Origin of the sequence: Caldimonas manganoxidans ATCC BAA-369 (genome assembly GCF_000381125.1) — a bacterium.
GTDB classification, from domain to species: Bacteria; Pseudomonadota; Gammaproteobacteria; order Burkholderiales; family Burkholderiaceae_C; genus Caldimonas; species Caldimonas manganoxidans.
Genome location: NZ_KB905935.1, coordinates 82,557 through 107,040, shown reverse-complemented (window position 1 = coordinate 107,040; position 24,484 = coordinate 82,557). Strand labels below are relative to the sequence as shown.

Below are 24,484 nucleotides of genomic sequence, written 5' to 3'. Positions count from 1 at the left end.
GCGATCAGTCCCTGCGGTAGAGATAGGTCTGCTCGTGGCGATCCGTCGGACGCCGTTCGGCGGCCACCAAGGTCCACCCCGCAGGTGCCACGGGCGGGCTGCGCCGTGAGCCGATCAACAAGAGGTAGCGGCAATCTCGAGGGCCTGCCTCCAGGCTGGCTTGCACGCGCAAGCCTCCCAGGGCTTGCAGGGCTGCGAGCTGATGGCGCGGCAAGCCGCTGGTCAGCACGCAGGCGCCAGCCGGTAGATGGCGTGTCAGGCGCTCGACCAGCGGGCGGTCGCTGCGGGCATAGTTCAGCAAGGGCAACCACAGGGTGAGCATCAGCAACCAGATCAAGGCCACGCCGCTGGCGGGCAGCACGAGACTGCGCCACAGCACTTCCCGATGCCGGCCCGTGCGCCAGCGCACCAACCAGCCCCAGGCCAGGGTCGCGGCGATGCCCAGGCACAGTGCTGGCAAGGAAAAACTGGCTTCGAAACCCGGGGCGAGCTTGGCGATGTTGGCGGCCGGCTTGGCGGGGATACCGGTGTGCATGGCGGCATACATCACCCACACGAACAGGGCGCCGGCGCTGAAGAAGCACACGGAGAACCAGTCGATGGCCGAAGCCATGGTCCGCCGCAGCGTCGGCAACGCGAAGGCCGATAGCACGGCCAGGGCGGGCAGGCCCAGCAGCAATGCCCGGTCGGAGCCGTTCATCGCGGCACAGGCGATCACCGCGATCGCAACGATCGATGCAGGCCAGGCGATGTGTCGATGCTGCAGGTGCTGGCGCCAGCGCCACAATGTCCACCCGGCCAGCAGCCACGCCGGCCAGGTGAACCAAACGAGCAGCCGCAGGATCTGGGTCACGGACGGCCATTGGTTGATCCGCCAGCCCCAAGTGCCGAAAGCGGTTGCCAGCAGGGCGGCGAACAAGGCCGAAACCAGCACCCAGGGAACAAAGGCGCGGGTGGCGTCGTAATGAGAGCGCCAACACACGATCGTGGCGGCCGCCGCCAGGGTCAATGCCAAGCTGGGGGCGCCGCTGCCGGCCATCAGCGGCAGGGCAAGCACGATGGCCAGACGGGGCTGCCAGCCTCGGTAGGTGCTGGCCGAGACGGCATAGAGGCATAAGCTCACGCCGGCAAGCTGGACCAGCTCGGGCGTGATCTCATGCCCAAGCTGCAACAAACCCAGGCTGGCCAAAAGGGCCAACACGGCACCGTCGGCCACGGCCCGTGCGTAGTCTATGGGATGGGCCTCGCCGCCAAAGGCAAAGGCCACCGGCTGGGCCGCTTCCGTACGGGCCAGGTGGTAGCAGCTGTACCAGGTGAGGGCCAGGGTGGTGGCCAGCAATAGCGCAAAGGGCACGCGAGCCGCCAGCTCCGGCCCGATCCAACTGCCGAAAGCCTGGATGAATAGCGCCCCCAGCCAATAAGGCAACAAGCCGCCGTCAGAGGGCAGTCCGGCGATCGTCGGGTGCCACCAGTCGCCCCCGTGGGCCAGCGCGTGCATGTAGCCATACGCGGTGACGTCTGCATTGCGCCAGGGGTCTCGCCCGAAATGGCCCGGCAGGACATAGGCCGCGCACAGCAGCAACAAGGCCCAACGGGGCAAGCGCCGCGCAGCGCGTTGGGTGACGATGGCTGGGGTGGGGCGGTTCAAGGCAGGAGGGCAGGCGTGCAGCACGGCCGCCATGATGCAGGATTTCGGCGCTGCTGGGGCAGTGTCTTACAGAGCGGGCCCGAAAACGAACAAGGCAGCCCGATGTCTGGGCTGCCTTGTGATCGGGGCTGGGGTGTGTGGCGAACAGACCCTGCCGCCGCAGGGATTACTTCTTGAGGCCGACGCGGGCGAACTTGTTGCGGAATTTCTCGACGCGGCCGCCCAAGTTGTCCACGCTTTTTTGCGTCCCCGTATAGAAGGGGTGCGACTCACTGGAGGTTTCCAGTTTGAACAGCGGCAGTTCACGGCCGTCGTCCATCTTGATGGTTTCTTTGGTGGGCGCGCACGAACGCGTCACGAATTGAAAACCGTTGGACAGATCCACGAAGCAGACTTCGCGGTAGTTGGGGTGGATGCCTTCTTTCATGCCGAGTCCTTTGATCGCAATCGCGCCGGGAGCCACGCCGAACCCCTCGGCGCACTTTCCGGAATACAGGAAACCTTTAATTATATAGCAGTGCTCGAAGGTTGCTGAGGATCACAGCCGCCGCAGTTCACAAAAACCGAGTCCACGGTCTCGCAGAGCTCGACCGGTTCGTCGGGCGCGGAACAGTCCGCCAAGGACTGTTCCTGGTCCCGACTCACCCACCTCGACGCATGAGGTCGAAGAAGTCGTGGTTGTTCTTGGTGGACTTCATTTTGTCGAGGATGAATTCCATCGCTTCGATTTCGTCCATCGGGTACAGCAGCTTGCGCAGGATCCAGGTCTTTTGCAGGATCTCGGGCTTGAGCAGCAGTTCCTCGCGGCGGGTGCCTGACTTGTTGAGCAGGATCGAGGGATACACCCGCTTTTCGGCCATGCGGCGGTCCAGGTGGATCTCGCAGTTGCCGGTGCCTTTGAATTCCTCGTAGATCACTTCGTCCATGCGGCTGCCAGTGTCGATCAGGGCCGTCCCGATGATGGTGAGCGAGCCGCCTTCTTCGATGTTGCGGGCCGCGCCAAAGAAGCGCTTGGGCCGCTGCAGGGCGTTGGCATCCACACCGCCGGTGAGCACCTTGCCCGAGGAGGGCAGCACGTTGTTGTAGGCACGCGCCAGGCGGGTGATGGAGTCCAGCAGGATGACCACGTCCTTCTTCAGCTCGACCAGGCGTTTGGCCCGCTCGATGACCATTTCAGCCACTTGCACGTGACGAGCGGCAGGCTCGTCGAAGGTGGAGCTGATCACTTCACCGCGCACGGTGCGCTGCATCTCGGTCACTTCCTCGGGGCGCTCGTCGACGAGCAGCACGATGAGGTAGACGTCGGGGTAGTTGGCCGTGATCGCGTGGGCCAGGTGCTGCATCATCACGGTCTTGCCGCTCTTGGGCGGGGCCACCAGCAGGGCGCGTTGGCCTTTACCGATGGGGGCGATGAGGTCGATGATGCGACTGGTGATGTTTTCGTCCGAACGGATGTCGCGTTCGAGCTTGAACTGCTCTTTGGGGAAGAGCGGGGTCAAGTTCTCGAACATGATTTTGTGCTTGTTCTCCTCGGGGGTGAGGCCGTTGACACGGTCGACCTTGACCAAGGCGAAATAGCGTTCACCGTCCTTGGGAGTGCGAACTTCGCCCTCGATCATGTCGCCGGTGTGCAGGTTGAAGCGGCGGATCTGGCTGGGCGAAAGGTAGATGTCGTCGGTGCTGGCCAGGAAGCTGGTCTCGGGCGAGCGCAGGAAGCCGAAACCGTCGGGCAGCACTTCCAGCACGCCATCGCCGAACACCTGCTCGCCTTGTTTGGCGCGCTTTTTCATGATCGCAAACATCAGCTCTTGCTTGCGCATACGGCTGGTGTTTTCGATCTCCAGCGACTCGGCCATTTTGATGAGCTCCGAGACGTGCAGGACTTTGAGTTCTGAAAGGTGCATGGGTGCGAACCCTGGTCGGTGTGAAGACGAAACTGGAGAAACCTGAGGCATCAGCGAGGCGGCTGCGCTGCCCATGAGGCAGGCAGCGCCGTCAACCTGCGCCGGTTTGCGTCCGCGATGTCCGCGGATGCTGCGTTTAGGAAGGGTGGTGAGCCGAAACTGAGCGCCGGCAATGAATGGGGCGCAGCGGCGAGTTCAGCGACCTATTGCCCGTCGAGCTGCGCCGGGCTTGTGGCTCCGGCGTCAGCCAACTTTCGCGCTGATTATAGATGCCCGTCGACGAAGGCCGTCAACTGGGCCTTGGTCAGTGCGCCAACTTTGGTGCCGGCGAGCTGGCCTCCCTTGAACAGCATCAAGGTGGGGATGCCGCGAATGCCGAATTTGGCGGGCACTTCCCGGTTTTCGTCGACGTTCATCTTGGCGACTTGCAGACGGCCGTTGTAGTCTCTGGCCACTTCGTCCAGGATGGGAGCGATCATCTTGCAAGGACCGCACCACTCCGCCCAGTAGTCCACCAACACAGGCTTGTCGGCCTGCAGCACGTCGGCGTCGAAAGACGCATCCGAGACGTGTTTGATCAGCTCGCTGCTCATTGTTCAATCCTCGTGTGCGTCAGGCCTCCAGCCCGACAAGGCACAATGATTTTGACACAAAGCCTGCTGGCCCTTGAGCCGTCAGGGAGTCCGCGCGGCAGTGGGCCGCGTGGATCGAATCCTCGTGATGCATGTCTTCTTCGATGCCGACTTCGCTCGAACGATGCCAGCTGCCCAGCGCACCGGAGTCCTGGGCGGACGTCATCTTGGCGCTGCGTCGCTTCCTCGAACGGCACGGCATGGCGGCGCGTGACCTGTGGGTGATCGTGCCTTTTGCGCAACATCTGCCCTTGGCCCGCGAAGCTTGGGCCAGTCAGGTCGGTGCCGGATGGATGCCCCGGTTCGAAACCACGCAGACGCTGGCGGCCGCGTTGGGGCCGCCGCAGGACATCCCAGAGGCGTTGCCAACCGGCAATGCGCTGGTCGACCGCTTGGCCGCGGCGCCTTTGCTGGCCAGCCAGTCCTGGGCCCGATGGACCGCGCAGAACGATGTAGTGATGTTCCGGCACTGGGTGCGTCTGCTCGTGGAGACGACCCATCAGCTGATGGAGGGGGCGGCTTGTCAGCCTCCCGATCTGCGGGAGGCTTGGTGGGCTCGTGTGCAGGAGCGGCTCGAAAGCCGGCTGGCGGCTCAGGTGGCCGCCGGTGAGGTGGAGGGGGCCTTGGCTCGGGTGGCCTGGGCCTGGGCACGCCAGCGCGACACGCTGCCCACCGATGCGTTGTTCCGGGTGCGGCCGGCGGCTTGGGCGGTCGTGCAGGCCGGCGAGGTCGATGCGCTCATGGCATCGGTCGTGGCGCAATTTCCTGGTCCGGCGCTGTGGCTGGAGGTGAATCCACCCGAAGGGACCGCGATCACCGACATGCGGCAGGTGCCGTCCTTGGTGGCGTGTCGGGACGCCGAGGAGGAGGCCCAGGTGGCGGCAGCCCGGGTTTTGCGTCATGTGGCCGACGGCGAGGTGCCAGTGGCCTTGGTGGCCCAGGACCGCGGGCTGGTGCGCCGCATTCGGGCCTTGTTGGAGCGGGAGAAGGTCCGCGTTCATGATGAGACGGGCTGGAAGCTGTCCACGACCCGGGCGGGCGCATGCGTGATGGGGCTGCTGCGGCTGTGCGAGGCCGGGGCGTCCACGGATGAACTGCTGGACTGGCTCAAGAGCGGGTTCGTGGACCTTCAAGGGCACGAGGCGGGGCTCGTGGCGTTGGAGGAGGCGCTGCGCCGACAGCAAGCGGCTTCGGTGGCGCAGGTGCGGCTGCAGGCTCTGCCGGAAGCGGCGCGGTCGCTATGGCAGTTTTGGAGCGAGGTGCGCGAACCGCTGGCGCGTCTGACGCAGACGCTTCTCGCTCGATGGCAGCAGGCTCTCGTGCAAGGGTTGCAGCGTTGCGGAGCCTGGCAGCGCCTGCAGCGCGATCCTGCAGGAGCCCAGTTGTTGCAGGCCTTGCATTTGCACGAGGGGGAGGCTGGGGCCGGTGCCTACGGCAGGCAGGCCGCGCAATTGGTGTGCGACCGCGTGGAGTATCGGGCCTGGGTGGACGAAGTGCTGGAGGCGGTGTCGTTTCGACCGGCGCCTCAGGAGCCCGCCGAGGTGGTGATTGCGCCGCTGTCGCGATGCATGCTGCGGCCCTTTGCGGCGGTGGTCTTGCCCGGCTGCGATCACACGCACCTGGGGGCTGCAGCCAGTGTCGGTGGCTGCTTGAGTGAGGCCGAGCGCCGTGATTTGGGGCTGCCCACGGGGCAAGCGCTCTGGCAGCGCGAGCGGCTGGCGCTGCGCCATGTGCTCACCCACCCGCGCTTGAGCCTGTCATGGCGGCGCACGCATCAGGGCGAGCCGCTGCAGGTGTCGCCGCTGCTGGAGCCCCTGCGCCTGGCGCTGCGCCGCGCCGGGCGCGACTGGGCGGCGGCCACCGATGGGTTGGTGCGCCAGGTCTTGCCCGTGCGTGTCGTGCGGCCGACGCGGCCTTCGGCGCCGGCTTTGTTGCCATCGAAGGTCAGCGCGTCGGCCTATGAGGCCTTGCGAGCCTGTCCCTATCGTTTTTTTGCGCTGCACATGCTGGGCCTGCAGGAGGTCGAGGTGCTCGATGATGCGCCGGACCGGCGCGACCTGGGCCAGTGGCTGCACGGGGTGCTGCATGCATTCCATGTGTCGCGCGCATCACCGAGCAACGATTGGCAGGCCGATGTCGATCGACTGCTGGCGATGGGGCGACAGCAACAGCAGGCACTGGGCCTGGACGATGCGGCCTTTTTGGCCGAGTGGTTGTATTTCGAGCGTTTGGCCCCGGCTTATGTGGACTGGCTGCATGCTCAAGAGGCTCAGGGGTGGCGCTTCGAGCGCGGCGAGTGGGCTGTTTCGATGTCTGGTGCAGGGCCGGCCGATTTGAAAGGTCGGCTGGATCGGGTGGACCGGCTGATGCAGCAGCACGGTGGGGCCCGGGCCCGGTTGATCGACTACAAGACGTCTTCGGCCGATAGCTTGCGAGCCCGTGTGCGTCGGCCGCTGGAGGATACGCAGCTGGCCTTCTATGCGGCCTTGTGGGAAGGCCTCGTCGGGGCGGTGGAGGAATTGGAGGGGTTGGAGGCTGGCTATTTGGCACTGGAGACGCCAGTGAAGTGGATCGAGCATCCACGAGTGACCGACAGTGCGGCGGCGCTGCGGGCAGGACTGGCCGAGGACTTCACCCGTTTGGCAGCGGGGGCGCCGCTGCCGCCCTTGGGGCAGGGGCCGGCATGCGAGCATTGCGCCGCGGCCGGCTTGTGCCGCAAGGCGCATTGGGATGGCTCGATGGGCGAGGAGGCGTTGGCATGAGGGGGGACGTGGGGCATGCCGATGCACCGTCTTATTACATCGACGGGCAACGGGTTAGCCGCGAGGCGTTCTATGCGCAGGCCTGCGACCCCAGGCGCAGCGTGGTCGTGGAGGCTTGCGCCGGCGCGGGCAAAACTTGGATGTTGGTGTCGCGCATTCTGCGGGCCTTGCTCGACGGGGTGCCCGCGCGCGAGATTTTGGCCATCACCTTCACGAAGAAGGCGGCTGCGGAAATGCGTGCCCGGCTGATGGAGTGGCTGGCTGAGCTTGCGCTGGCGGGCCAGGACGCTCGGGTCGAGGCGCTGGTGGAGCGAGGCCTGAGCGAGCCTGAGGCACACCGGCAAGCGGCGACCCTGGGAGGGTTGTACGAGCGCTTGTTGGAGTCCGGCGAGCAGGTGGAGGTCCGCACCTTCCATGCCTGGTTTGCCCAGCTGCTGCGGGCGGCGCCCCTGCACGTGATCGACGAGCTCGGCTTGGTGCCGCAGGCCCGCTTGCTCGAGGACACTGCCGAATTGCAGGGGCCGACCTGGCTGGAATGGTTGCGCCGAGTGCACGCGGATCCGGGCTTGCGTGACGACTTGGCGGCCTTGATGCGAGACCATTCTCAGACGCGGGTGCGCCAGTGGTTGCTGGGTTTGATCGACAGGCGTGTGGAGTTCGAGCTGGCCGACGGCGCCGGCACGTTGGCCGCCAGCGTGCCGGCGGCCGCGCAGTGGCGGGCCGAATTTGCAGGGCTGGAGCACCCGGCTCAACGCATGCGGCATGCGGCCGTGCGGGATGTGCTACAGGCCGTGGCCCGTGCTTTGGGCGCGCAGAAAAACGCCACGCCGCGCAAGGCCGCCCTGGCGCTGGAGCAGGCGCTGTCCTTGTCCGATGACCAGGCGGCATTTCATGCGGTGCGCGCGGCTTTGTTCACCCAGTCGGGCTCGCTGCGCAAGCACCTCCAGGCTCCAGGGCTGGACGATGCCGTGGCTTGGCTGAACGAGATCCAACAGGGGATGGCTCAGGAGATCGCCCACCGGGAGCACCAACGTCTGGTGCGCTTGGGCAGGGTGCTGCTGCAGGCTTACGGGGCGGTGAAGCGGCAACGGGGCCTGGCCGATATGGCCGACCTGGAGCGATGTGCCCTGAGGCTGCTGGGCGATGGCGCGATGGCGGCCTGGATGCAAGAGCGCTTGGATGCCCGAGTGAGTCAGGTTCTGATCGATGAGTTCCAGGACACCAACCCGCTGCAGTGGCAAGCATTGTCTCAGTGGCTGTCGTCTTATGCCGGTGCGGGCGGCGGCCAAAGCGGGCGGCGGCCGCCGGCGGTGTTCATCGTGGGTGATCCCAAGCAAAGCATCTACCGCTTCCGTCGGGCTGAACCCCGGGTCTTCGAGGCGGCCAAAACCCTGGTGGTGCAGGGTCTGGGCGGCTCGGTCTTGGCGTGCGACCACACCCGACGCAATGCGCAAGCGGTGATCGATGCCCTGAAAGTGGTGTTCGAAGAGGCGCAAGCCGAAGGGGCTTTCGAGGGTTTTCGGCCCCATACGACCGAGCACCGAGACAAGGGTTGGGCCGGGCGGGTGTGTGCGCTGCCGCGCATCGAGCGACCCGAACGGCAAGCGCGGATCGAGCCGAACGAGTCGGCATGGCGTGACAGCTTGACGCAGTCGCGCCACGAGGAGCAGGAACCCTGGCGGGCACAGGAAGCCCGCGCCGTGGCGCAAGCCATCGAGCACCTGGTGCGGGCCGAGGGGGTGCCCCCAGGAGAGATCCATGTGCTGGCGCGCCGGCGCGCACCGCTGGGCTGGGTCGCCCGAGCCTTGCGCGAGCGGCATATCGCCTGCGCCAGCCCCGAGGAACACGCCTTGATGGATGCGCTGGAGGTGCGCGATCTCGTGGCTTTGCTGGATGCCTTGGTCTCCCCCGGTCATGCGTTGTCGCTGGCCCAGGCGTTGCGGTCTCCGCTTTTTGACGCCGATGACGAGGAACTCGTCTGGCTGGCCGGCCGCGCGCGCCAGATGGGGGGCTGGTGGGAGGCGCTGATGGCCTCCAGCACGCTGGACGACCTGCCAGGGCCGGCGCTGCGACGAGCTCGCGCGCTTTTGCCGGGCTGGGCCGAGGCTGCCCGCCATTTGCCGCCGCACGATTTGCTGGACCGCATTTACGCCGAGGGTGACGTGTTGGCCCGGTATGCGCAACGGGTGCCACCGGAGTTGCGCCCATCGGTGATCGCACACTTGGAGGCGTTGTTGTCCTGTGCGCTGGAGCTCGACGGTGGTCGCTACGCCACGCCCCATCAGTTCGTGCAAGCCCTGCGCAAACATTCGCCCAAATTCTCCTTGGACGGCGCCCCCGAGGCGGTCCAGCTGCTCACCATTCACGGGGCCAAGGGCTTGGAGGCCCGTGTGGTCTTCCTGATCGATACCGACCCGGAGCGTCGTAGCAGTGCCGATCGCCACGACAGCGGCACCGTCTTGGTGGACTGGCCGGCCGAGGCGCCGCAGCCGCGTTGCTTTGCGTTCGTGGCCGACGAGCGGCAGCCTGCGCCCAGCCTGGTGGAGGCGATGGCCTTGGAGCGCACCGCGCGCGCGCGCGAGGAGATGAACAGCTTGTACGTGGCGATGACACGTGCACGCCAGCAGCTCGTGATCAGCGCCAGTGCCCCTCATCTGGGGCAAGACGGAAAGAGCTGGTGGTCGCGGTTGGCCGCCGTGTGTGTGCCGTGGGAGCCGGCTGCGGGGCGCGGCGAGTCGTCGCAGGAAAGCGTGGCCGCCGAGGTGGGCGTCTGGCGTTTGCCGAGTCTGCATCGCCAAGCCCAGCTGGCCATCGAGTCCACTTCTGCACTGCGATCGACCGAGGGCGCGCGACTGGGGGAAGTGGTGCACCGTTGTCTGGAGTGGTTGGCCGTACCGTCTGGCTTGGTGCCGAGCCGCGTGGACGCGCTGGTGCAGCGTGCGGCCGAAGAGCTCGGCGCTGACGAGGGGACCGCGAGGGCCGCAGCAGAGGTGGTGCGGCGCATGCTGGCCGATGCACGCATTGTTGCGTTGTTGGGGGGCGAGACGCTGCTGTGGGCCGGCAATGAGGTGCCGGTGGTGGTCGATGGCCGTCCGGGTCGTATCGATCGGCTGGTGTTGCGCCGGGAGCCCGATGGGCAGCGATGGTGGGTGCTGGACTACAAGACCGAGTTCCGCCCCGAGGACGACCCGGCCTTGCGGATGCAGCTGGAACGGTATCGGCGTGCCGTGCAGGCGGGCGACCCCTCTCGGCCGGTGCGTGCGGCATTCATCACCGGAGACGGACGGTTGGTGGAAGTCGAGCCTGCGGGGAAATAAGCCCGCTTTGCTCAGGTTAGTTTCCCGTTTGCGGCAGGCCAAGGCGGTGTCCAATGGGGTGTGATCCTCCACCTCGCGTGCCAGCATGCCAACCCCGACCACCGCCCATCCACCCGTTCGTCGCTTGGGGAGGTATGAACTGCGCCAACTGCTCGGGCAGGGGGGGCAGAGTGCGGTCTGGAAAGCGTTCGACCCGCGGTTGGATCGGGAAGTCGCCCTCAAGTTGCACCGCGCGCAGGCCAGCGACGGTCAGACCTTGACTCAGTGGCTGCATGAAGCGCGGGCGGTGGCTCGCCTGACGCATCCTCACATCGTGCCGCTGTTCGAGGCCGATGTGCACGATCGCCACCCCTATCTGGTGTTCGAGCTGGTCGAAGGCCCGACCTTGTCGCAGCGCCTGCGAGAGCATGGCGCCATGCCGGCAGCCGAGGCGGTGCGCCTGATGCTCGGGGTGTTGGAGGGACTGGAGCATGCCCATCGGGCCGGCGTGATCCATCGCGACCTGAAGCCTTCCAACATCTTGGTAGACCGTGATGGCCGGGCCCGTGTGATGGATTTCGGCATTGCGGTGAATCAAGGCCAGGGCACCGTGCAGGACGCCTTGGTCGGCACGCCGGGCTACATGGCCCCGGAGTTGGCGCAGGGCTTGCCGGCCACGGTGCAGACCGACGTGTTCGCCGCCGGCTTGGTGCTCTATGAGATGCTGGTGGGCGTGCCGGCCGTGCGTGAGTCCGATCCGTATCGGGCCTTGCACCGTCTCACGCACGAGGACGTGGCCCTGCCGGCGCAGCTGCCCCATCCGGTGGACGACGCTTTGCGGGCCATCGTCCACAGGGCCACGGCGCGTGAGACGAGCGTGCGTTACGCCAGTGCTGGCGAGCTGGCGGCTGCTTTGCAGGCTTGGCTCACGCCGAAAGACACCGGTGGCCAAGTCGCTGGGCATGCCACACTGGAATTCTTGATGCGTCGCATGCGCCACAAGAGCGACTTTCCGGCGCTGACCGACGCGGTGGCGCGCATCCAGCGCCTGGCGGCCTCGGAGCACGAAAGCTTGCATGGCTTGTCCAACGAGATCCTCAAGGATGTCGCTTTGACGAACAAGCTGTTGCGCCTGGTCAACTCGGCGCACTACCGCAGCGCCGGTGGCGGCAGCATCAGCACGGTCACACGGGCGGTGGCACTCGTGGGATTTGCAGGCATCCGCAACTTGGCGCTGTCGCTCGTGATGCTGGAGCACATGCAGGACAAGGCCCACGCAGCCTCACTGAAGGAGGAGTATCTGCGGTCGCTCATGGCCGGCAACGTGGCCCGTGAGCTGGCCCTCAGCGGCCGGGAGGCCGAAGAGGCCTTCATTGCGGCCATGTTCCACAACCTCGGGCGTACCTTGGTTCAGTTCTACTTTCCGGAAGAAGTCGAGCAGATCCACCGCCTGATGCACGCCGGCCGGGGCTCGGGACTCGACGAGTCGGCAGCGGCCGTGCAAGTGCTGGGGCTGAGCTTCGAAGAGCTGGGGCTCGGCGTGGCCCGTCACTGGGGCTTGCCGCAGGCGCTGCAAGCCAGCATGCGCAAATTGGCCGCCGATGCGCCGGTGAAAAAGCCCAGTGTGCCCACCGAAAGGCTGCGCTTGCTGGCCTGTGCGGCCAATGAGCTGGCCGATGCCGTGCTGTACTTGGAACGTGCGCACCACGTCGAAGCGCTCAAGGCTGTGGCCGCTCGGTACGGGGCGGCCTTGGAATTGGCCGAGCGCGATGTGCTGGAGGCCGTGCAACGCTCGCGCGAGCGCATGGCGGAGATGGTGCCGGCGCTGGATATCCAGGTCGCTGCGGGCAGCCGCAGCCAGCGCTTGCTCGACACTCGGGGGCCTGCGCAGGGCTTGCAGCGAAGCGACGGACTCGGCGAGCACGACCTCGACACCGTGGTGCAAACGCAAGCTGGAGAACTCCAGGATGTGGCCGAGCCGACACACGATCTTGCGGCGCAGGGCTTGGCCGCTGGCATCCAGGACGTCAGCAACGCCCTCGTCGAGAACTGCAAGCTCAACGAGGTGCTGCACATGATCCTGGAGACGATGTACCGCTCGCTGGGCTTTGGCCATGTGCTTCTGTGCCTGCGTGATGCCCGCAGCGGCATGATGATCGGCCGCTACGGCCTGGGGCGTGATGCCGAGCAGCTGGCCGCACGGTTTCGCATCGACCTCTCGCCCACGGCCACCGATTTGTTTGCGCTGGTGTGCAAAAAGGGGGTCGATACTCTGATTTCCGATGCTCGCGTGCCCAATCTGGCCGAGCGCCTGCCCGAGTGGTATCGCCGCCAGGTCGATGCGCCAACGTTCTTGCTCTTGCCACTGATGCTGCGCCAGGCGCCGCTGGGGCTGATATACGCAGACAAGGCCCGCAGCGGCTCGATCTCGATCGATGAGCGCGAGCTGTCTTTGCTGCGGACCTTGCGCAACCAGGCCGTGATGGCTTTCAAGCAAGTCGCTCACTGAGCACCTTGCTGCCGGAGATACCGGTCAAACCCCCGCCAGTTTTGCGGTCCGATGGGGGGACGATCATGGTCAAATCGGGGCATGTCGCGCGCCTTCATTGCCCAGACTTGATGTGAGCACCGTCGATACCGAGACCCCCAACGCATCGCTCGGGCGCTATCAGTTGGTTCGCCTGATGACCAGCGACGTCGATAGCGCCTGGTGGCAAGCGCGCGACGTGACGACCGAGCGGGACTGGTTGCTTCAGGTTTGGCAGCAGCTACCGCTGCCTGGCCTGACCCCGGCGACGTGGCGCGAGGTCACGCGGGCGCAATGCGCGCTGAGCCATCCCAACATCGTGCAGGCCGTCGAAGCTCGCATCGAAGCCGATCGGGCGGTGTTGGTGTGCGCGCCGTTTGCCGGCATGGTGCTGTCGCAATGGCTGGCCGATCACGAGACCATGCCGGTGCGTCAGGCCGTGCTGGTGGCCATCGGCGTACTCGATGCCCTGGTGCATGTGCACGAGGCCGGGATGGTGCATGGCCGCGTGCGGCCCGATGCCGTATGGCTGGACATCACGGGCCGCGCCTTGCTCGGCGCGTTCGAGCCGGCGGGGCGAAGCATTGATCCTTTGCGGCTGAACACCGCGCGCGGGTTGTATCTGGCACCGGAGGTGGCCGCAGGGATGCGCGCTGATGCGCGCAGCGACGTGCACGGGGTGGGCTTGCTGTTGTATGCGCTGCTGGTGGGGCGGCCGGCCGTGGCCGATGCACAGCCGCGTCGTGCGGTAGAGCGGCTGCAATCGGAAGATCTGAGCGTGCCGGCGGGTGTGTTGGACCAGCCTGGCGAAGCGGGTTTGCGCTCCATCGTGCACGCCGCGCTGGCACGCGATCCACGGCAACGACCGCAGAGTGCGCAAGCGCTGCGTCAAGCCTTGCAGGACTGGCTCACCCCCGCCTTGCTCGACGGCAGCGGCGATACGCTGGCCCAGCGCACTTTGCAGCGCCTGCTGGCCAGCCTGGCCCAGCGCGGTGATCTGCCGGTGCAGGCCGAGTCGGTGCGCCGTGTGCGGCGGCTGGCGGGTGCCGAAGCCGTCAATCTCGACGAAATCGCGCGTGCCGTGCTCGATGACGTGGCCCTGGTGCACAAGTTGTTGCGCATGACCAATGCTGCCTATTTCAGCTCGGTGGGCGGTGGCAGCATCACGACGGTGTCGCGTTGCATTGCGCTGCTGGGGGTGCAGGCCTTGCGTGACATGGCAGGCACCTTGCCGCAGCTGGAGGATCTGCGCGACAGCGCCCAGCGCGAGGCGCTGGCCGACGAATATGCGCGCTGCCGCGTGGCCGGGCGGGTCGCCGCGCGCTTGTGCCCCACGCAGACCGCGGAAGAAGAGAGCTACATCGCCGCGCTGATGCAAAACCTGGGTCGGGTGCTCGTGCAGCACCATCTGCCCGACGAGGCCGCGCAAGTGCGTCAGCTGGCGCGCAGCCAAGGGCAAAGCGAAGAACAGGCCGCTCAGGCCGTGCTGGGCTTGAGTTACGAGGACCTCGGCGTGGCCGTCGGGCGCACCTGGGGGTTGCCGGAGGAATTGCTCCGAGTGATGCGTGTGCCGCAGCCCGGCAGCCCCGTGCGCATGCCGCAACGACGCAGCGATTGGTTTCGCCTGCTCGGTGGCGTAGGCAATGTCGTGGCAGGCACGCGCAAGCGCGATGCCGCTCGCGAGGTGTCGGATCAGACGTTGCGCTGGCTCGACCAGTACGCCGCGGCACTGGGCGTTCAGGCCCAGGACATTTGGGATGCGGCGGGCACGGCGGCTCCTCCTGCTGCGGCGATGCGACGCGACCCCGCCAGTGGAACTGCCACGCTGCGCTCGGGTCTGGAGCCCCCCGTCAAAGCAAGTCTGACGACAGCGGACGTTTCACCGGTTCATCCCTTGTCGGCCGCCCTCGCCCAGCTGCGATCTGCGCTGCGGCGCGGGGAAGGGCGGGAGGCCTGTTTGGACATCGTGGGGCAGGCCGTGTGGCGACACTTTGGCTGCCGCTGCGTGGCACTGATCGAACTCGAGCCCACCAGCGGTTGGTTCCAAGCGCGCAAGGTGTGGGGGCAGTTCGATACCGCCTGGGGGGCTCAGTTCCGATTCCCGCGGGACGATGCGGCCGATGCCTTCAGTGCCCTGTGTGCCAAGGGGGCCGATTCGCTCATTCGCGATGCCACCGTGCCGGGTTTGGCCGCCAAGCTGCCGGCCTGGTTTCGCGCCCATGTGGCGGCTCCGGCCTTCATGCTGCTGCCCATCAGCGATGGCCAACAGACGGCCGCTGCCTTGTATGCCGACCATGCGCAGCCCAATGGCTTCCGGTTGTCGGACCGCGATTTGTCTTTGATGCGCAGCCTGCGCGACGAACTGCGCAAGCTCTATGTGGCTGTGCAGCGCACGAAGGCTTGAGCAAGGCTCAACGGCGGCTCCTCCCGTACACTTCACCCCCCAAGGCCCCGGTGGCGAAAGTGGTAGACGCAGCGGACTTAAAATCCGCCGCCGTCCGAGAGGAGGCGTGCCGGTTCGAGTCCGGCCCGGGGCACCACGGGAGCGGCCCACGCCGTGCATGCCCCAGGCATGCAAAGTCGACTCTGGCATCATGCCCGCCAGCGTGCACAAGGAGATCTCATGGCGGCCGTGTTTCCTCAGCAAGCCCTCAACGAAGGCGTGCGTAAGCGCGAGGTGTTCGGGTGGGCGATGTACGACTTCGCCAACTCGGGCTATACCACCGTCGTCTTGACGGCCGTGTTCAACGCGTACTTCGTTGGCGTGGTCGCTGAAGGTGCCCAATGGGCCACCTTGGCCTGGACGGCCTCGCTGTCGGCCTCGTGCCTGTTGGTGATGTTCACCGCGCCGACCCTTGGTGCCTATGCCGATTGGCGGGCGGCCAAAAAACGCTTGCTGGCCTTCACCACGGCCGGCTGCGTGCTGACGACCTTGGCGCTGGCCCTGGTGGGGCGTGGTGACGTGGCCCTGGCCGTGGTAGCCATCATTTTGTCCAACAGCTTTTATGCCTATGGTGAATCGCTGATCGCGTCCTTTCTGCCCGAGCTGGCCCGCCCACCTGCGCTGGGCCGCGTGTCGGGCTGGGGCTGGAGCTTTGGCTACTTTGGCGGCATGCTGTCTTTGGGCTTGAGCTTGGCCTATGTGTTGTGGGCCCAGGCCCAGGGACTGCCCGCCACCCATTTCGTGCCGGTCACGATGGTCATTACGGCGACGGTCTACGGCGTGGCTTCGCTGGTCACCTTTGCCTTGTTGAAGGAGCGGGCCGTGCCACAGCCGCAAGCCATGCGGGACAGGGGGCTGCGCGCCTCGATCGATCGACTGTGGCAGACCTGGCAGCGCGCACGGGGTCATCGTGACTTCCTCTGGCTGCTGGGCTGCACCGCCAGCTACCAAGCCGGTATTGCCGTGGTGATCGCATTGGCGGCCGTCTACGCCGAGCAGGTGCTGGGCTTCCAGCAACAACAAACCATGGCTCTGGTCTTTCTCGTCAACATCGCGTCGGCCCTGGGCGCCTTCGGTTTTGGGTACCTGCAGGATCGCTTGGGTCACAAGCGCTCGTTGGCCTTGACGCTGGTGGGCTGGGTCGCGATGGTGGTCTTGGCCTACCTGGCCACTTCGGCGCCCTTGTTCTGGGCCGCTGCCATCATCGCCGGGCTGTGTATGGGGTCGAGCCAATCGGCCGGACGCGCCCTGGCCGGTCTCTTTGCGCCGCAGAAGCACCTGGCCGAGTTCTTTGGGCTGTGGACATTCGCCGTGCGGCTGGCGGCCATCGTCGGGCCCATCACCTACGGCCTGGTGACCTGGTGGACTGCTGGCAACCATCGGCTGGCCATCGTCTCTACGGGGCTGTTCTTCTTGGCAGGGCTGCTGTTGCTCAAGCCGGTGGACATCGAGCGCGGTCGCGCAGCGGCCATTCAAGGGTGAGGCGGCGACCTGCCCCGTAGAATCCACTCCATGAGTTACCTCGTCCTGGCCCGGAAGTACCGCCCGCGCACCTTCGAGCAGATGGTGGGCCAGGGCCATGTGGTGCAGGCCCTGTCCAATGCGCTGACGCAGCAGCGCCTGCACCATGCCTATCTTTTTACCGGCACGCGGGGGGTGGGCAAGACCACGGTGTCGCGGATCTTGGCCAAGTCGCTCAATTGCGTCGGCCCCGACGGGCAAGGCGGTGTCACGGCCACGCCCTGCGGGGTGTGCCCGCCGTGCCGGGACATCGACGCCGGTCGCTTCGTCGACTATGTCGAGCTCGATGCGGCCTCCAACCGGGGCGTGGACGAGATTGCCCAACTGCTCGATCAAGCCGTCTACAAACCGGTGGTGGGGCGCTTCAAGGTCTACATGATCGACGAAGTGCACATGCTCAGCAACCATGCCTTCAACGCGATGTTGAAGACCTTGGAAGAGCCGCCGGAGTACCTGAAGTTCGTGCTGGCCACCACGGACCCTCAGAAAGTGCCGCCCACGGTGCTGTCGCGCTGCTTGCAGTTCAATCTGCGTCCGATGGCCCCGCAAACGGTGTTGGAGCACTTGCAACAGGTGCTCGCTGCCGAAGGCATCCAAGCCGAGCCGGGCGCGCTGCGGCTTTTGGCGCGCGCCGCGCGCGGCTCGATGCGCGACGCCTTGTCGCTGACCGACCAGGCCATTGCCTACGGTTCCGGGGCTTTGGCCGAAGCCAGTGTGCGACAGATGCTCGGCGCAGTCGGCCGCGGCCATGTGTTCCGCCTCATCGAGGCCTTGGCCGCTGGTGATGGGCCTTCGCTGCTGAGCCTCGTCGATGAGATGCGCATGCAGGGGTTGTCGCCGGCCGGGGCCTTGGAGGAGATGGCCGCCGTGTTGCAAGAGCTGGCCGTGCGCCAAGTGGTGCCCCAGGCGGGCGCCACCGACGATCCCGACCATGCCACCTTGCAGACCCTGGCGGCAGCCTTGCCGCCGGAGGACACGCAACTGTTCTACAGCATCGCGCTGCACGGGCGCCATGAGCTGGGCTTGGCCGCCGACGAATACGGCGCCCTGACGATGGCCTTGTTGCGCATGTTGGCATTCCGGCCGGCCATGCCGGGCTCTACCCGCCCGGCGGCGATGCCTTTGCAGCGCCAAGGGGCCGCTCGCGCCAGCGTGCCGCCGCGCACCAGCGCCGCTTCTGCCGTGCCCCAGCCGGCTGATGCGGCGCTGCCGCGCCCCGCAGCGGCGCGCGGGCCGCGCGGGGCGTCCCAGGGGCCCCAACAGGCATCTGCCGCCGCCATGGCGCCCGTCACGGCGGCACCCCAGGCCGACACCTTGCCATCGTGGGGGGCGGGTGCGCCGCGGGCGGCCGAAGTGGCGAGTCCAGGGCTGCCACCGCCGAGCGTCAGCCACGAAGTGCGGGCGACGGCGGCCACGCCGGCGCCGAGCCCCGTCGCTGATACCGCTGTGGCGGACCGTTGGTACGCCCTGGTGGCCCAGATGATCGAGCGGGGGCTGGTGACGGCACTGGTGCGTGAGCTGGCCTTGCAGGCCCAATGCGTGGCGGTGGATGATGCGGCCCAACCGGCGCGCTGGCAACTTCGGGTCGAGCGCGAGACGCTGGCCTCGTCGGCATCGCAAGCCCGGCTTCAAGCGGCACTGTCGGAGGTGCTGGGTCAGCCGGTGGTGCTGGAGCTGTCGGTCGGCCCCACCGACGACACCCCCGCACGTCGGGAGGCCCAGGCCAAAGCCCTGCGCCAACAGGCGGCCGAGGCCGAAATCCTCAATGACCCGTACGTGATGTCGTTGCTGCAGGAGTTTGCCACGGCTCGCGTCGTACCCGGTTCGATCAGACCGCTGTGACCCTGAGGCGGTGCCGGCCCCAGGCCGCCGCTGCCTCGTTTTTCTCCAGGAAAGGACCCTCCTCATGCTCAAAGGACAACTCGCAGGCCTGATGAAGCAGGCCCAGGCGATGCAAGAGAACCTGCGCAAGGCGCAAGAGGAACTCGCGCACACCGAGGTGGAAGGACAGTCGGGCGCGGGCTTGGTGAAGGTGCTGATGACCTGCCGGCACGACGTGCGCCGGGTCAGCATCGACCCCAGTTTGCTCAGCGACGACAAAGACATGCTGGAAGACCTGGTGGCGGCGGCTTTCAACGATGCGGTGCGCCGGGCCGAGGAACTGAGCCAGGAAAAGATGAGCAAACTCACCGCCGGCATGCCGCTGCCGCCGGGAATGAAGTTCCCCTTCTGATCGGTCGTTCCGCCGGCCATGGCCACACGCGCACTGGATGCATTGATCGAGGCCTTGCGCCGCCTGCCGGGCGTGGGGCCGAAGTCGGCTGCACGCATGGCCTACCACCTGCTGCAGCATGACCGCGATGGCGCTTACCAGCTGTCGCAAGCGCTGCAAGCGGCCATGACGGCGGTGCGCCACTGCCAGCGGTGCAACACCTTCACGGAAGACGAGCTCTGCGACATCTGCCGCGATCCGCTACGAGACGCCAGCCAGCTGTGTGTGGTGGAGACACCTGCGGATCAGGCGGCGATCGAGCGCACGGGCAGCTACCGCGGGCTGTATTTCGTGTTGCAGGGAAAGCTCAGCCCGCTCGATGGTGTGGGCCCGCGCGACATCGGTCTGTCCAAGTTGTATCAGCGCGTGGCCGACGGCCAGGTGCGTGAGGTCATTCTGGCCACCAACTTCACGGCCGAGGGTGAAGCCACGGCCCATGTGTTGTCCGAAGGGCTGAAGGCCCGGCGACTCAAGGTCACCCGTCTGGCTCGCGGCGTGCCCGCAGGCAGTGAGCTGGAATATGTCGATGTGGGCACCATTGCCCATGCGCTGGTCGATCGACGCTGATCTACGTCTCCCAAGGCGGCATTCCACGGGCTTACCCTGACAGGAGCCGCCCTGATGGGAGACGCCCCGCGCCTTGCCTAAGGTGCAGGCATGGCGCGTGTGCATGCTTGGTCTTCTCGGCCTGCGTGGCCCAGCCGCCGGCGCTGGCTCGTGCGGGCAAGCGCGGGGGCGGCTGGATTGGCCTGCCCGGCCCTGTGGGCCGAGCCGCCGGGGCCGCGGGCGCGTGTGCTCCTCGGGCTGACGCGGGAGGACTCGTTGTTTCATTTGCCGCTTGTGGTGGCCAGGCAGCTGGGGTACTTCACCGACGAGGGCCTGGACGTGCGCCTGGTCGGTTGGGGCTCGACGGCCGCCGTGGCCCGCGCATTGCGGCAAGGTCGGATCGACGTGGCTGCGGCTTCTTACCTGCAACTCATCGTCCAGCGCCTGCAAGACCAACCGTGGCAGTCTTTCGTGCTGATGGGACGCTCTCCCATGGTGGCCATGGGCGTGTCCACGGCCCAGTTGCCGCAGTTCGACCATGTCGTGCAACTGCGTGGCCAGTGCATTGGCGTTGCGGCCGAGAGTCTGGCGGCCCGCTTGTTGGCCCAGGCCTTGTTGGCCAAGGCCGGCCTCAGCCCGGCCGAGGTCCATTGGCTGGAGCTGCCTGCCGGCGCGGCCGATCTGGTGGCATGGGACCAAGGCCGCATCCAGGCGCTCAGCCATGCCGATCCCTTGATGACGCAGCTCGAACGGCGCGGTGAGTTGCGTCTGCTGGCCGATGCCCGCACCTTGCGCGGGACGGAGGATGTCTTCGACGGCCCGCTGCCCTCGACCTGCCTGTTTGCGCATCGCGGCTATGTCAAGGCCCGCGCGCACATCGTGCAGGGACTCACGCAGGCCGTGCTGCGATCGCTGCGTTGGCTGCAGACGGCCGCCCCGGCGGATCTGCTGGCAGCGGTGCCAGCCACGCACACTTGGGCAGACCGCGCGCTCTACCTGGCCGCCTATTTCCGTGTGCGCGAGGGCTATTCGCCCAACGGGATCTTGGACGACGAGGCCGCACACAACGCTTGGCGCGTGGTGCAAGGCCTCGAGGGCGTCGGTGTGCGGCCGGATGTGGCCCCACGGATGGCCTCGGCCCACACCAATGCCTTCGTGCTGCAGGCGCGGCGCGTCATTGGCGCGCCAACTTGACCGTTTGCTTGGCGCGCGGGGCCGCCTTGGCCTGCGTGCGCGTCGACGGTTTTTTCGATGCCGTGGTTTGAACGGCTCGGGTATAGACCACCACGCGCTGACCGCGGGTGAAGCGGCTGGTGGGACTCACGTTGTTCCAGGAGGCCAGTTCGGCAGCCGAGACCCGGTAGCGCCGCGCCAGGCTGGCCACGGTGTCTTTGCTGCCAGCGCGCACGACGATGCGCTTGCCAGGCGGGCGCTGCGGGGCCAAGGACAGTGTGGCATGGTCGGCGATGTGTTCGTCCACGTCACGGAGGTGTTTGCGGTCATTGCGCGGCACCAGCAAGGTCGAGCCGGCTTTGACCACCATGCGCGGGGGAATCTTGTTCACCGCGCGCAATTGCGCTTCACTCATGCCCAGCTTGCGCGCGATCTCGGCGGGCGATTGCGTTTGCGGCACGACCCAGGCGGTCCAACTGGCCAGCGGGCCCTTGTGTTGGGCCAGGTTGCGGACGAACTGCTTGGCATTGTCGTAGGGCAGCAGGATCTGCGGCATGCCGGCAGCCAGGATCACCGGCTTGTTCAGTTGAGGATTCAAGGCCATGAACTCGGCGCGGTCCAGGCGAGCCAGCGAGATGGCCAGGTCCACGTCGATGTCACGCTGGATCTCGACCGTGAGGAAGTAGGGGTGGTTTTCGATCGGGGTGAGCCTCAGGCCGAAAGCCTCGGGGCGCGCCACGATGTTCTTGATGGCTTGCAGCTTCGGGACGTAGTACCGCGTCTCCGTGGGCATGCGCAGACTTTCGTAGTCGATGGGGCGCCCCTGTTCCCGGTTGCGTGCGATGGCGCGTTGCACATTGCCCTCACCCCAGTTGTAGGCAGCCAGGGCGAGGTGCCAGTCGCCAAACATGTCATACAGCCGCGTCAGGTAGTCCAGCGCGGCCCGGGTGGAGGCCAACACGTCGCGCCGCTCGTCGCGGAAGATGTTTTGCTTGAGGTCGTAGTGGCGGCCGGTGGACGGGATGAACTGCCACATGCCCGAGGCGCGGGCACTGGACAGCGCTTGCGGGTTGAAGGCGCTTTCGATGAATGGCAGCAGCGCCAGCTCGGTGGGCAGGCCGCGGCGTTGCACTTCCTCGACGATGTGGAACAGGTAGCGGCTGGCCCGCTCGGTCATGCGCTGCATGTACTGCGGGCGGGCGGCATAGTAGCGCTCGCGGTCGCGTACCAGTTCGTTGTCCAGGTCGGGCATCGCGAAACCTTCGCGGATGCGCTGCCACAGGTCACGCGAAGCCACTTCGTCCGGCACATCGCCCACATCGGCCGCACTGCTGGGGCCGCCAGCATCGGGCACGATCACTGCTGCTGCAGCGTTGGGGCTGGGGGCCGGCTGCGACGGCACGGACGGCGCTGGGGATTCGAGCGGCGCGATCGGTGCCGGGGTGGCCACCGTTGCCGGCGCCGCCGCAGGCAGCGCTGGCGCGGCTGCAGGCGAGGGTTCGTTCAGGCTCGCGCATCCGGCCAGACCCAAGCAGGCCAATGCGAGCAGCGTGGCACATCGATGAGACAAACGTACAAGCATCATCGGTAGTCGTTCTTCCATTCGCGCAAGGCAGCCAGCACGGACACGGCATCGTCGGCCGTGGGTTGGCGGCGTCGAGCGGCGGCCACCACTTCGGGCTCGCGGCAGCGCAAAAAAGGATTGATCGCGCGTTCGCGCGCGATCGTGCTGGGCAGGGTAGGCTGGCCACGCGCACGCAAAGCCTCACAATGCCGCACATACTCTGCCAGTGCCGCATTGCCGGGCTCGACCGCCTGTGCAAAGCGCAGATTGCTCAAGGTGTATTCATGGGCGCAGCACACTTTCGTCGAACCGGGCAGCGCGGCCAGCCGCGCCAACGAGGCGCTCATCTGAGCCGGTGTGCCTTCGAACAAGCGACCACAGCCGGCCGAGAACAAAGTGTCACCACAAAAGAGCAGGGGGCCTTCGCCCGCACCTGGGCTCCAGAAAGCGATGTGCCCGGCCGTGTGTCCGGGCACGTCGATCACCTCAAAGTCCAGGCCCCTCCACTGTACGCGCTGTCCATCGCACAGCGGGGTGTAAGGGGGCGGGATGGCCTCACGCGCCGGACCGTAGACTGGGCCGTGCAGCACACTGCGCAGGGCATCGATGCCACCGACATGGTCGCCGTGGTGATGGGTCACTAGAATGCCGCTGAGCCTCAGGCCATGGGTCTGTAAGGCCTCGATCACCGGCGCTGCTTCGCCTGGATCGACCACCAAGGCTTCGCGGCCATCGTGGAGCATCCAGATGTAGTTGTCGGTGAAGGCGGGTAAGGCAAGCAGTTTCATGAGGCAAGACCGAAGGATTATAGGTTTGGAGGAGTGGCTGCTCACCCCAGCGGGTCAGTACCTGTTGGCGTGGGAACGCGAGCAAATCGATCGGACCGTCAACGATCTGTTCGGGTTCCATGCCGTGCAGTTGGGCTGGCCCTGTCTGGACGCATTGAGGCACAACCGCATGCCGCATCGCTGGGTGCTGCTCGATCGACCGCCGGCTGGTGACCCGCCACAACCGCCCCTGAGGCCGGCACCTTCGCCCAGCGGCCATACCTCCGAGGCTGCGCAGCCGACCCCGCATGCGGTGGTGGCCGACTTCCACGCCCTGCCGTTCGAGACGCAGAGCCTGGATCTGGTGGTGTTGCCGCACAGTCTGGAGTTGGCCGGCGATCCGCATCAGACCTTGCGCGAGGTCGAGCGGGTGCTGGTGCCCGAGGGCAGAGTGATCATCCTCGGCTTCAACCCGGCCAGCCTGTGGGGCTTGCAACAGCGCTGCGCCCGCATAGGCATGCGCTTGGGCCTGGGGGCCTTGCCGCTGCCCGAAACGGGGGAATTCATCGGCTACTGGCGCTTGCGCGACTGGTTGCGCCTGCTCAGTTTCGACATCGAGGGCGGGCGTTTCGGCTGTTACCGCCCCCTGCTGCGCACCCAATCGTGGTTGGATCGCTACCGTTGGATGGAGCCGGCCGGTGACCGCTGGTGGCCCGTGCTCGGGGCGGTGTACTTTTTGGTGGCGGTCAAGCGGGTGCGAGGCATGCGCCTGATCGGACCGGCCTGGAAACAGCGTCAGCGCACCCAGGCCGCACCGGCTGTCGTGGCCCGTCGCAAGGCGCATCGGCCTGCGAATGGTTCTGGTTCGGGGGCGCCCTGACGCTTGGGATCAACACAAGATCGATGTCCATGAATACCACGACTCCAAGACCCCAGGTGGTCATCTACACCGACGGGGCTTGCAAAGGCAATCCAGGCCCCGGGGGCTGGGGCGCTTGGCTGGTCTGCGGCGTCCATGAAAAGGAGTTGTTCGGCGGCGAACGCTCCACCACCAACAACCGCATGGAGCTCACCGCCGTGATCGAGGCCTTGGCCAGCCTCAAGCGCAGCTGCGATGTGACGATCTACACCGACAGCCAGTACGTGCGCAAAGGCATCACCGAGTGGTTGCCCGCCTGGAAGGCCCGTGGCTGGAAGACGGCCGATCGCAAACCCGTGAAGAACGTCGAGTTGTGGCAGCGGCTGGAGGCGTTGGCCGCCTTGCACCGCGTACATTGGCGTTGGGTCAAGGGCCATGCTGGCGACCCCGGCAATGAGCGCGCCGATGCGCTGGCCAACCGCGGAGCAGCCAGCGTGGGCTGAGAGCCGTCGTGTGCGATCTGCGATCACTGGGCCGCCAGGACTTGTGAAGAAGTGTGAACCGGCTTGG

General features: G+C 66.6%; 17 protein-coding genes and 1 tRNA gene. 12 read left to right on the top strand and 6 right to left on the bottom strand.

Annotation, left to right across the window (positions count from 1 at the left end; translation table 11 throughout):
• Window positions 1-4 precede the first annotated feature (4 nt).
• From F615_RS17870 to trxA, 4 genes are all read right to left on the bottom strand, one after another.
• A complete protein-coding gene (locus tag F615_RS17870) occupies window positions 5-1,681 on the bottom strand; it encodes a glycosyltransferase family protein (protein ID WP_019560290.1) in 1,677 nt (558 codons plus the stop codon).
• 133 nt (window positions 1,682-1,814) lie between these two features.
• Complete coding sequence (locus F615_RS0106090) at window positions 1,815-2,075, bottom strand: type B 50S ribosomal protein L31 (protein WP_019560289.1); 261 nt, start codon at window positions 2,073-2,075, stop codon at window positions 1,815-1,817.
• Between the two features lie 214 nt (window positions 2,076-2,289).
• Window positions 2,290-3,552 (bottom strand): transcription termination factor Rho, encoded by a 1,263-nt coding sequence (gene rho / locus F615_RS0106085; RefSeq protein WP_019560288.1) that lies wholly within the window; start codon window positions 3,550-3,552, stop codon window positions 2,290-2,292.
• A 263-nt stretch (window positions 3,553-3,815) separates the two neighbouring features.
• Complete coding sequence (trxA, locus tag F615_RS0106075) at window positions 3,816-4,145, bottom strand: thioredoxin TrxA (protein ID WP_019560287.1); 330 nt, start codon at window positions 4,143-4,145, stop codon at window positions 3,816-3,818.
• A 131-nt stretch (window positions 4,146-4,276) separates the two neighbouring features.
• Here trxA and F615_RS0106070 point away from each other — a divergent pair, with 131 nt between their 5' ends.
• The 10 genes from F615_RS0106070 to F615_RS0106025 all read left to right on the top strand — a co-directional run bounded on the left by F615_RS0106070 (window position 4,277) and on the right by F615_RS0106025 (window position 20,745).
• Window positions 4,277-6,946 (top strand): PD-(D/E)XK nuclease family protein, encoded by a 2,670-nt coding sequence (locus F615_RS0106070; protein ID WP_083932409.1) that lies wholly within the window; start codon window positions 4,277-4,279, stop codon window positions 6,944-6,946.
• Window positions 6,943-10,263, top strand: coding sequence for a UvrD-helicase domain-containing protein (locus tag F615_RS0106065; protein ID WP_026330076.1), 3,321 nt, complete (start codon window positions 6,943-6,945; stop codon window positions 10,261-10,263). Before F615_RS0106070 ends, F615_RS0106065 begins: the two co-directional genes overlap by 4 nt.
• 85 nt (window positions 10,264-10,348) lie before the next feature.
• Window positions 10,349-12,751 carry a serine/threonine protein kinase gene (locus tag F615_RS0106060; protein WP_051090195.1) on the top strand — a complete coding sequence of 801 codons (2,403 nt, stop codon included), beginning with the start codon at window positions 10,349-10,351 and terminating at the stop codon, window positions 12,749-12,751.
• Between the two features lie 112 nt (window positions 12,752-12,863).
• Window positions 12,864-15,173 (top strand): HDOD domain-containing protein, encoded by a 2,310-nt coding sequence (locus tag F615_RS0106055; RefSeq protein WP_019560283.1) that lies wholly within the window; start codon window positions 12,864-12,866, stop codon window positions 15,171-15,173.
• Between the two features lie 44 nt (window positions 15,174-15,217).
• Window positions 15,218-15,309 (top strand) — tRNA-Leu (locus tag F615_RS0106050).
• Between the two features lie 83 nt (window positions 15,310-15,392).
• Complete coding sequence (locus F615_RS0106045) at window positions 15,393-16,694, top strand: MFS transporter (RefSeq protein WP_019560282.1); 1,302 nt, start codon at window positions 15,393-15,395, stop codon at window positions 16,692-16,694.
• 30 nt (window positions 16,695-16,724) lie between these two features.
• Window positions 16,725-18,575, top strand: a complete 1,851-nt coding sequence (gene dnaX / locus F615_RS0106040; protein ID WP_019560281.1) for a DNA polymerase III subunit gamma/tau — start codon at window positions 16,725-16,727, stop codon at window positions 18,573-18,575.
• Between the two features lie 64 nt (window positions 18,576-18,639).
• Entirely contained in the window at window positions 18,640-18,966 is a 327-nt protein-coding gene (locus tag F615_RS0106035) for a YbaB/EbfC family nucleoid-associated protein (protein WP_019560280.1), read from the top strand.
• Window positions 18,967-18,984: 18 nt separating this feature from the next.
• Window positions 18,985-19,572: a recombination mediator RecR gene (gene recR / locus F615_RS0106030; RefSeq protein ID WP_019560279.1), complete on the top strand. Its 588-nt coding sequence runs from the start codon at window positions 18,985-18,987 to the stop codon at window positions 19,570-19,572.
• A 90-nt stretch (window positions 19,573-19,662) separates the two neighbouring features.
• Entirely contained in the window at window positions 19,663-20,745 is a 1,083-nt protein-coding gene (locus F615_RS0106025; protein ID WP_083932407.1) for an ABC transporter substrate-binding protein, read from the top strand.
• On the opposite strand, the gene F615_RS17865 is transcribed toward F615_RS0106025, so the two are convergent.
• Window positions 20,726-22,309: a transglycosylase SLT domain-containing protein gene (locus F615_RS17865; protein ID WP_245558334.1), complete on the bottom strand. Its 1,584-nt coding sequence runs from the start codon at window positions 22,307-22,309 to the stop codon at window positions 20,726-20,728. The genes F615_RS0106025 and F615_RS17865 overlap by 20 nt on opposite strands.
• A complete protein-coding gene (gene gloB, locus F615_RS0106015) occupies window positions 22,306-23,076 on the bottom strand; it encodes a hydroxyacylglutathione hydrolase (RefSeq protein ID WP_019560276.1) in 771 nt (256 codons plus the stop codon). Before gloB ends, F615_RS17865 begins: the two co-directional genes overlap by 4 nt.
• Here gloB and F615_RS0106010 point away from each other — a divergent pair.
• A complete protein-coding gene (locus tag F615_RS0106010) occupies window positions 23,075-23,935 on the top strand; it encodes a class I SAM-dependent methyltransferase (RefSeq protein ID WP_033371014.1) in 861 nt (286 codons plus the stop codon). The two genes, gloB and F615_RS0106010, sit on opposite strands and share 2 nt — an antisense overlap.
• A gap of 29 nt (window positions 23,936-23,964) precedes the next feature.
• On the top strand, window positions 23,965-24,417 hold the full coding sequence (gene rnhA, locus F615_RS0106005) for a ribonuclease HI (RefSeq protein ID WP_026330074.1): 453 nt from the start codon (window positions 23,965-23,967) through the stop codon (window positions 24,415-24,417).
• Window positions 24,418-24,484: the final 67 nt, after the last annotated feature.

Coding starts and splice junctions, on each gene's coding strand:
- F615_RS17870 (WP_019560290.1), bottom strand. CDS start 1,681: ATGGCGGCCGTGCTGCACGCCTGCCCTCCTGCCTTGAACCGCCCCACC.
- F615_RS0106090 (WP_019560289.1), bottom strand. CDS start 2,075: ATGAAAGAAGGCATCCACCCCAACTACCGCGAAGTCTGCTTCGTGGAT.
- rho (WP_019560288.1), bottom strand. CDS start 3,552: ATGCACCTTTCAGAACTCAAAGTCCTGCACGTCTCGGAGCTCATCAAA.
- trxA (WP_019560287.1), bottom strand. CDS start 4,145: ATGAGCAGCGAGCTGATCAAACACGTCTCGGATGCGTCTTTCGACGCC.
- F615_RS0106070 (WP_083932409.1), top strand. CDS start 4,277: ATGTCTTCTTCGATGCCGACTTCGCTCGAACGATGCCAGCTGCCCAGC.
- F615_RS0106065 (WP_026330076.1), top strand. CDS start 6,943: ATGAGGGGGGACGTGGGGCATGCCGATGCACCGTCTTATTACATCGAC.
- F615_RS0106060 (WP_051090195.1), top strand. CDS start 10,349: ATGCCAACCCCGACCACCGCCCATCCACCCGTTCGTCGCTTGGGGAGG.
- F615_RS0106045 (WP_019560282.1), top strand. CDS start 15,393: ATGGCGGCCGTGTTTCCTCAGCAAGCCCTCAACGAAGGCGTGCGTAAG.
- dnaX (WP_019560281.1), top strand. CDS start 16,725: ATGAGTTACCTCGTCCTGGCCCGGAAGTACCGCCCGCGCACCTTCGAG.
- F615_RS0106035 (WP_019560280.1), top strand. CDS start 18,640: ATGCTCAAAGGACAACTCGCAGGCCTGATGAAGCAGGCCCAGGCGATG.
- recR (WP_019560279.1), top strand. CDS start 18,985: ATGGCCACACGCGCACTGGATGCATTGATCGAGGCCTTGCGCCGCCTG.
- F615_RS0106025 (WP_083932407.1), top strand. CDS start 19,663: ATGGCGCGTGTGCATGCTTGGTCTTCTCGGCCTGCGTGGCCCAGCCGC.
- F615_RS17865 (WP_245558334.1), bottom strand. CDS start 22,309: ATGATGCTTGTACGTTTGTCTCATCGATGTGCCACGCTGCTCGCATTG.
- F615_RS0106010 (WP_033371014.1), top strand. CDS start 23,075: ATGAGGCAAGACCGAAGGATTATAGGTTTGGAGGAGTGGCTGCTCACC.
- gloB (WP_019560276.1), bottom strand. CDS start 23,076: ATGAAACTGCTTGCCTTACCCGCCTTCACCGACAACTACATCTGGATG.
- rnhA (WP_026330074.1), top strand. CDS start 23,965: ATGAATACCACGACTCCAAGACCCCAGGTGGTCATCTACACCGACGGG.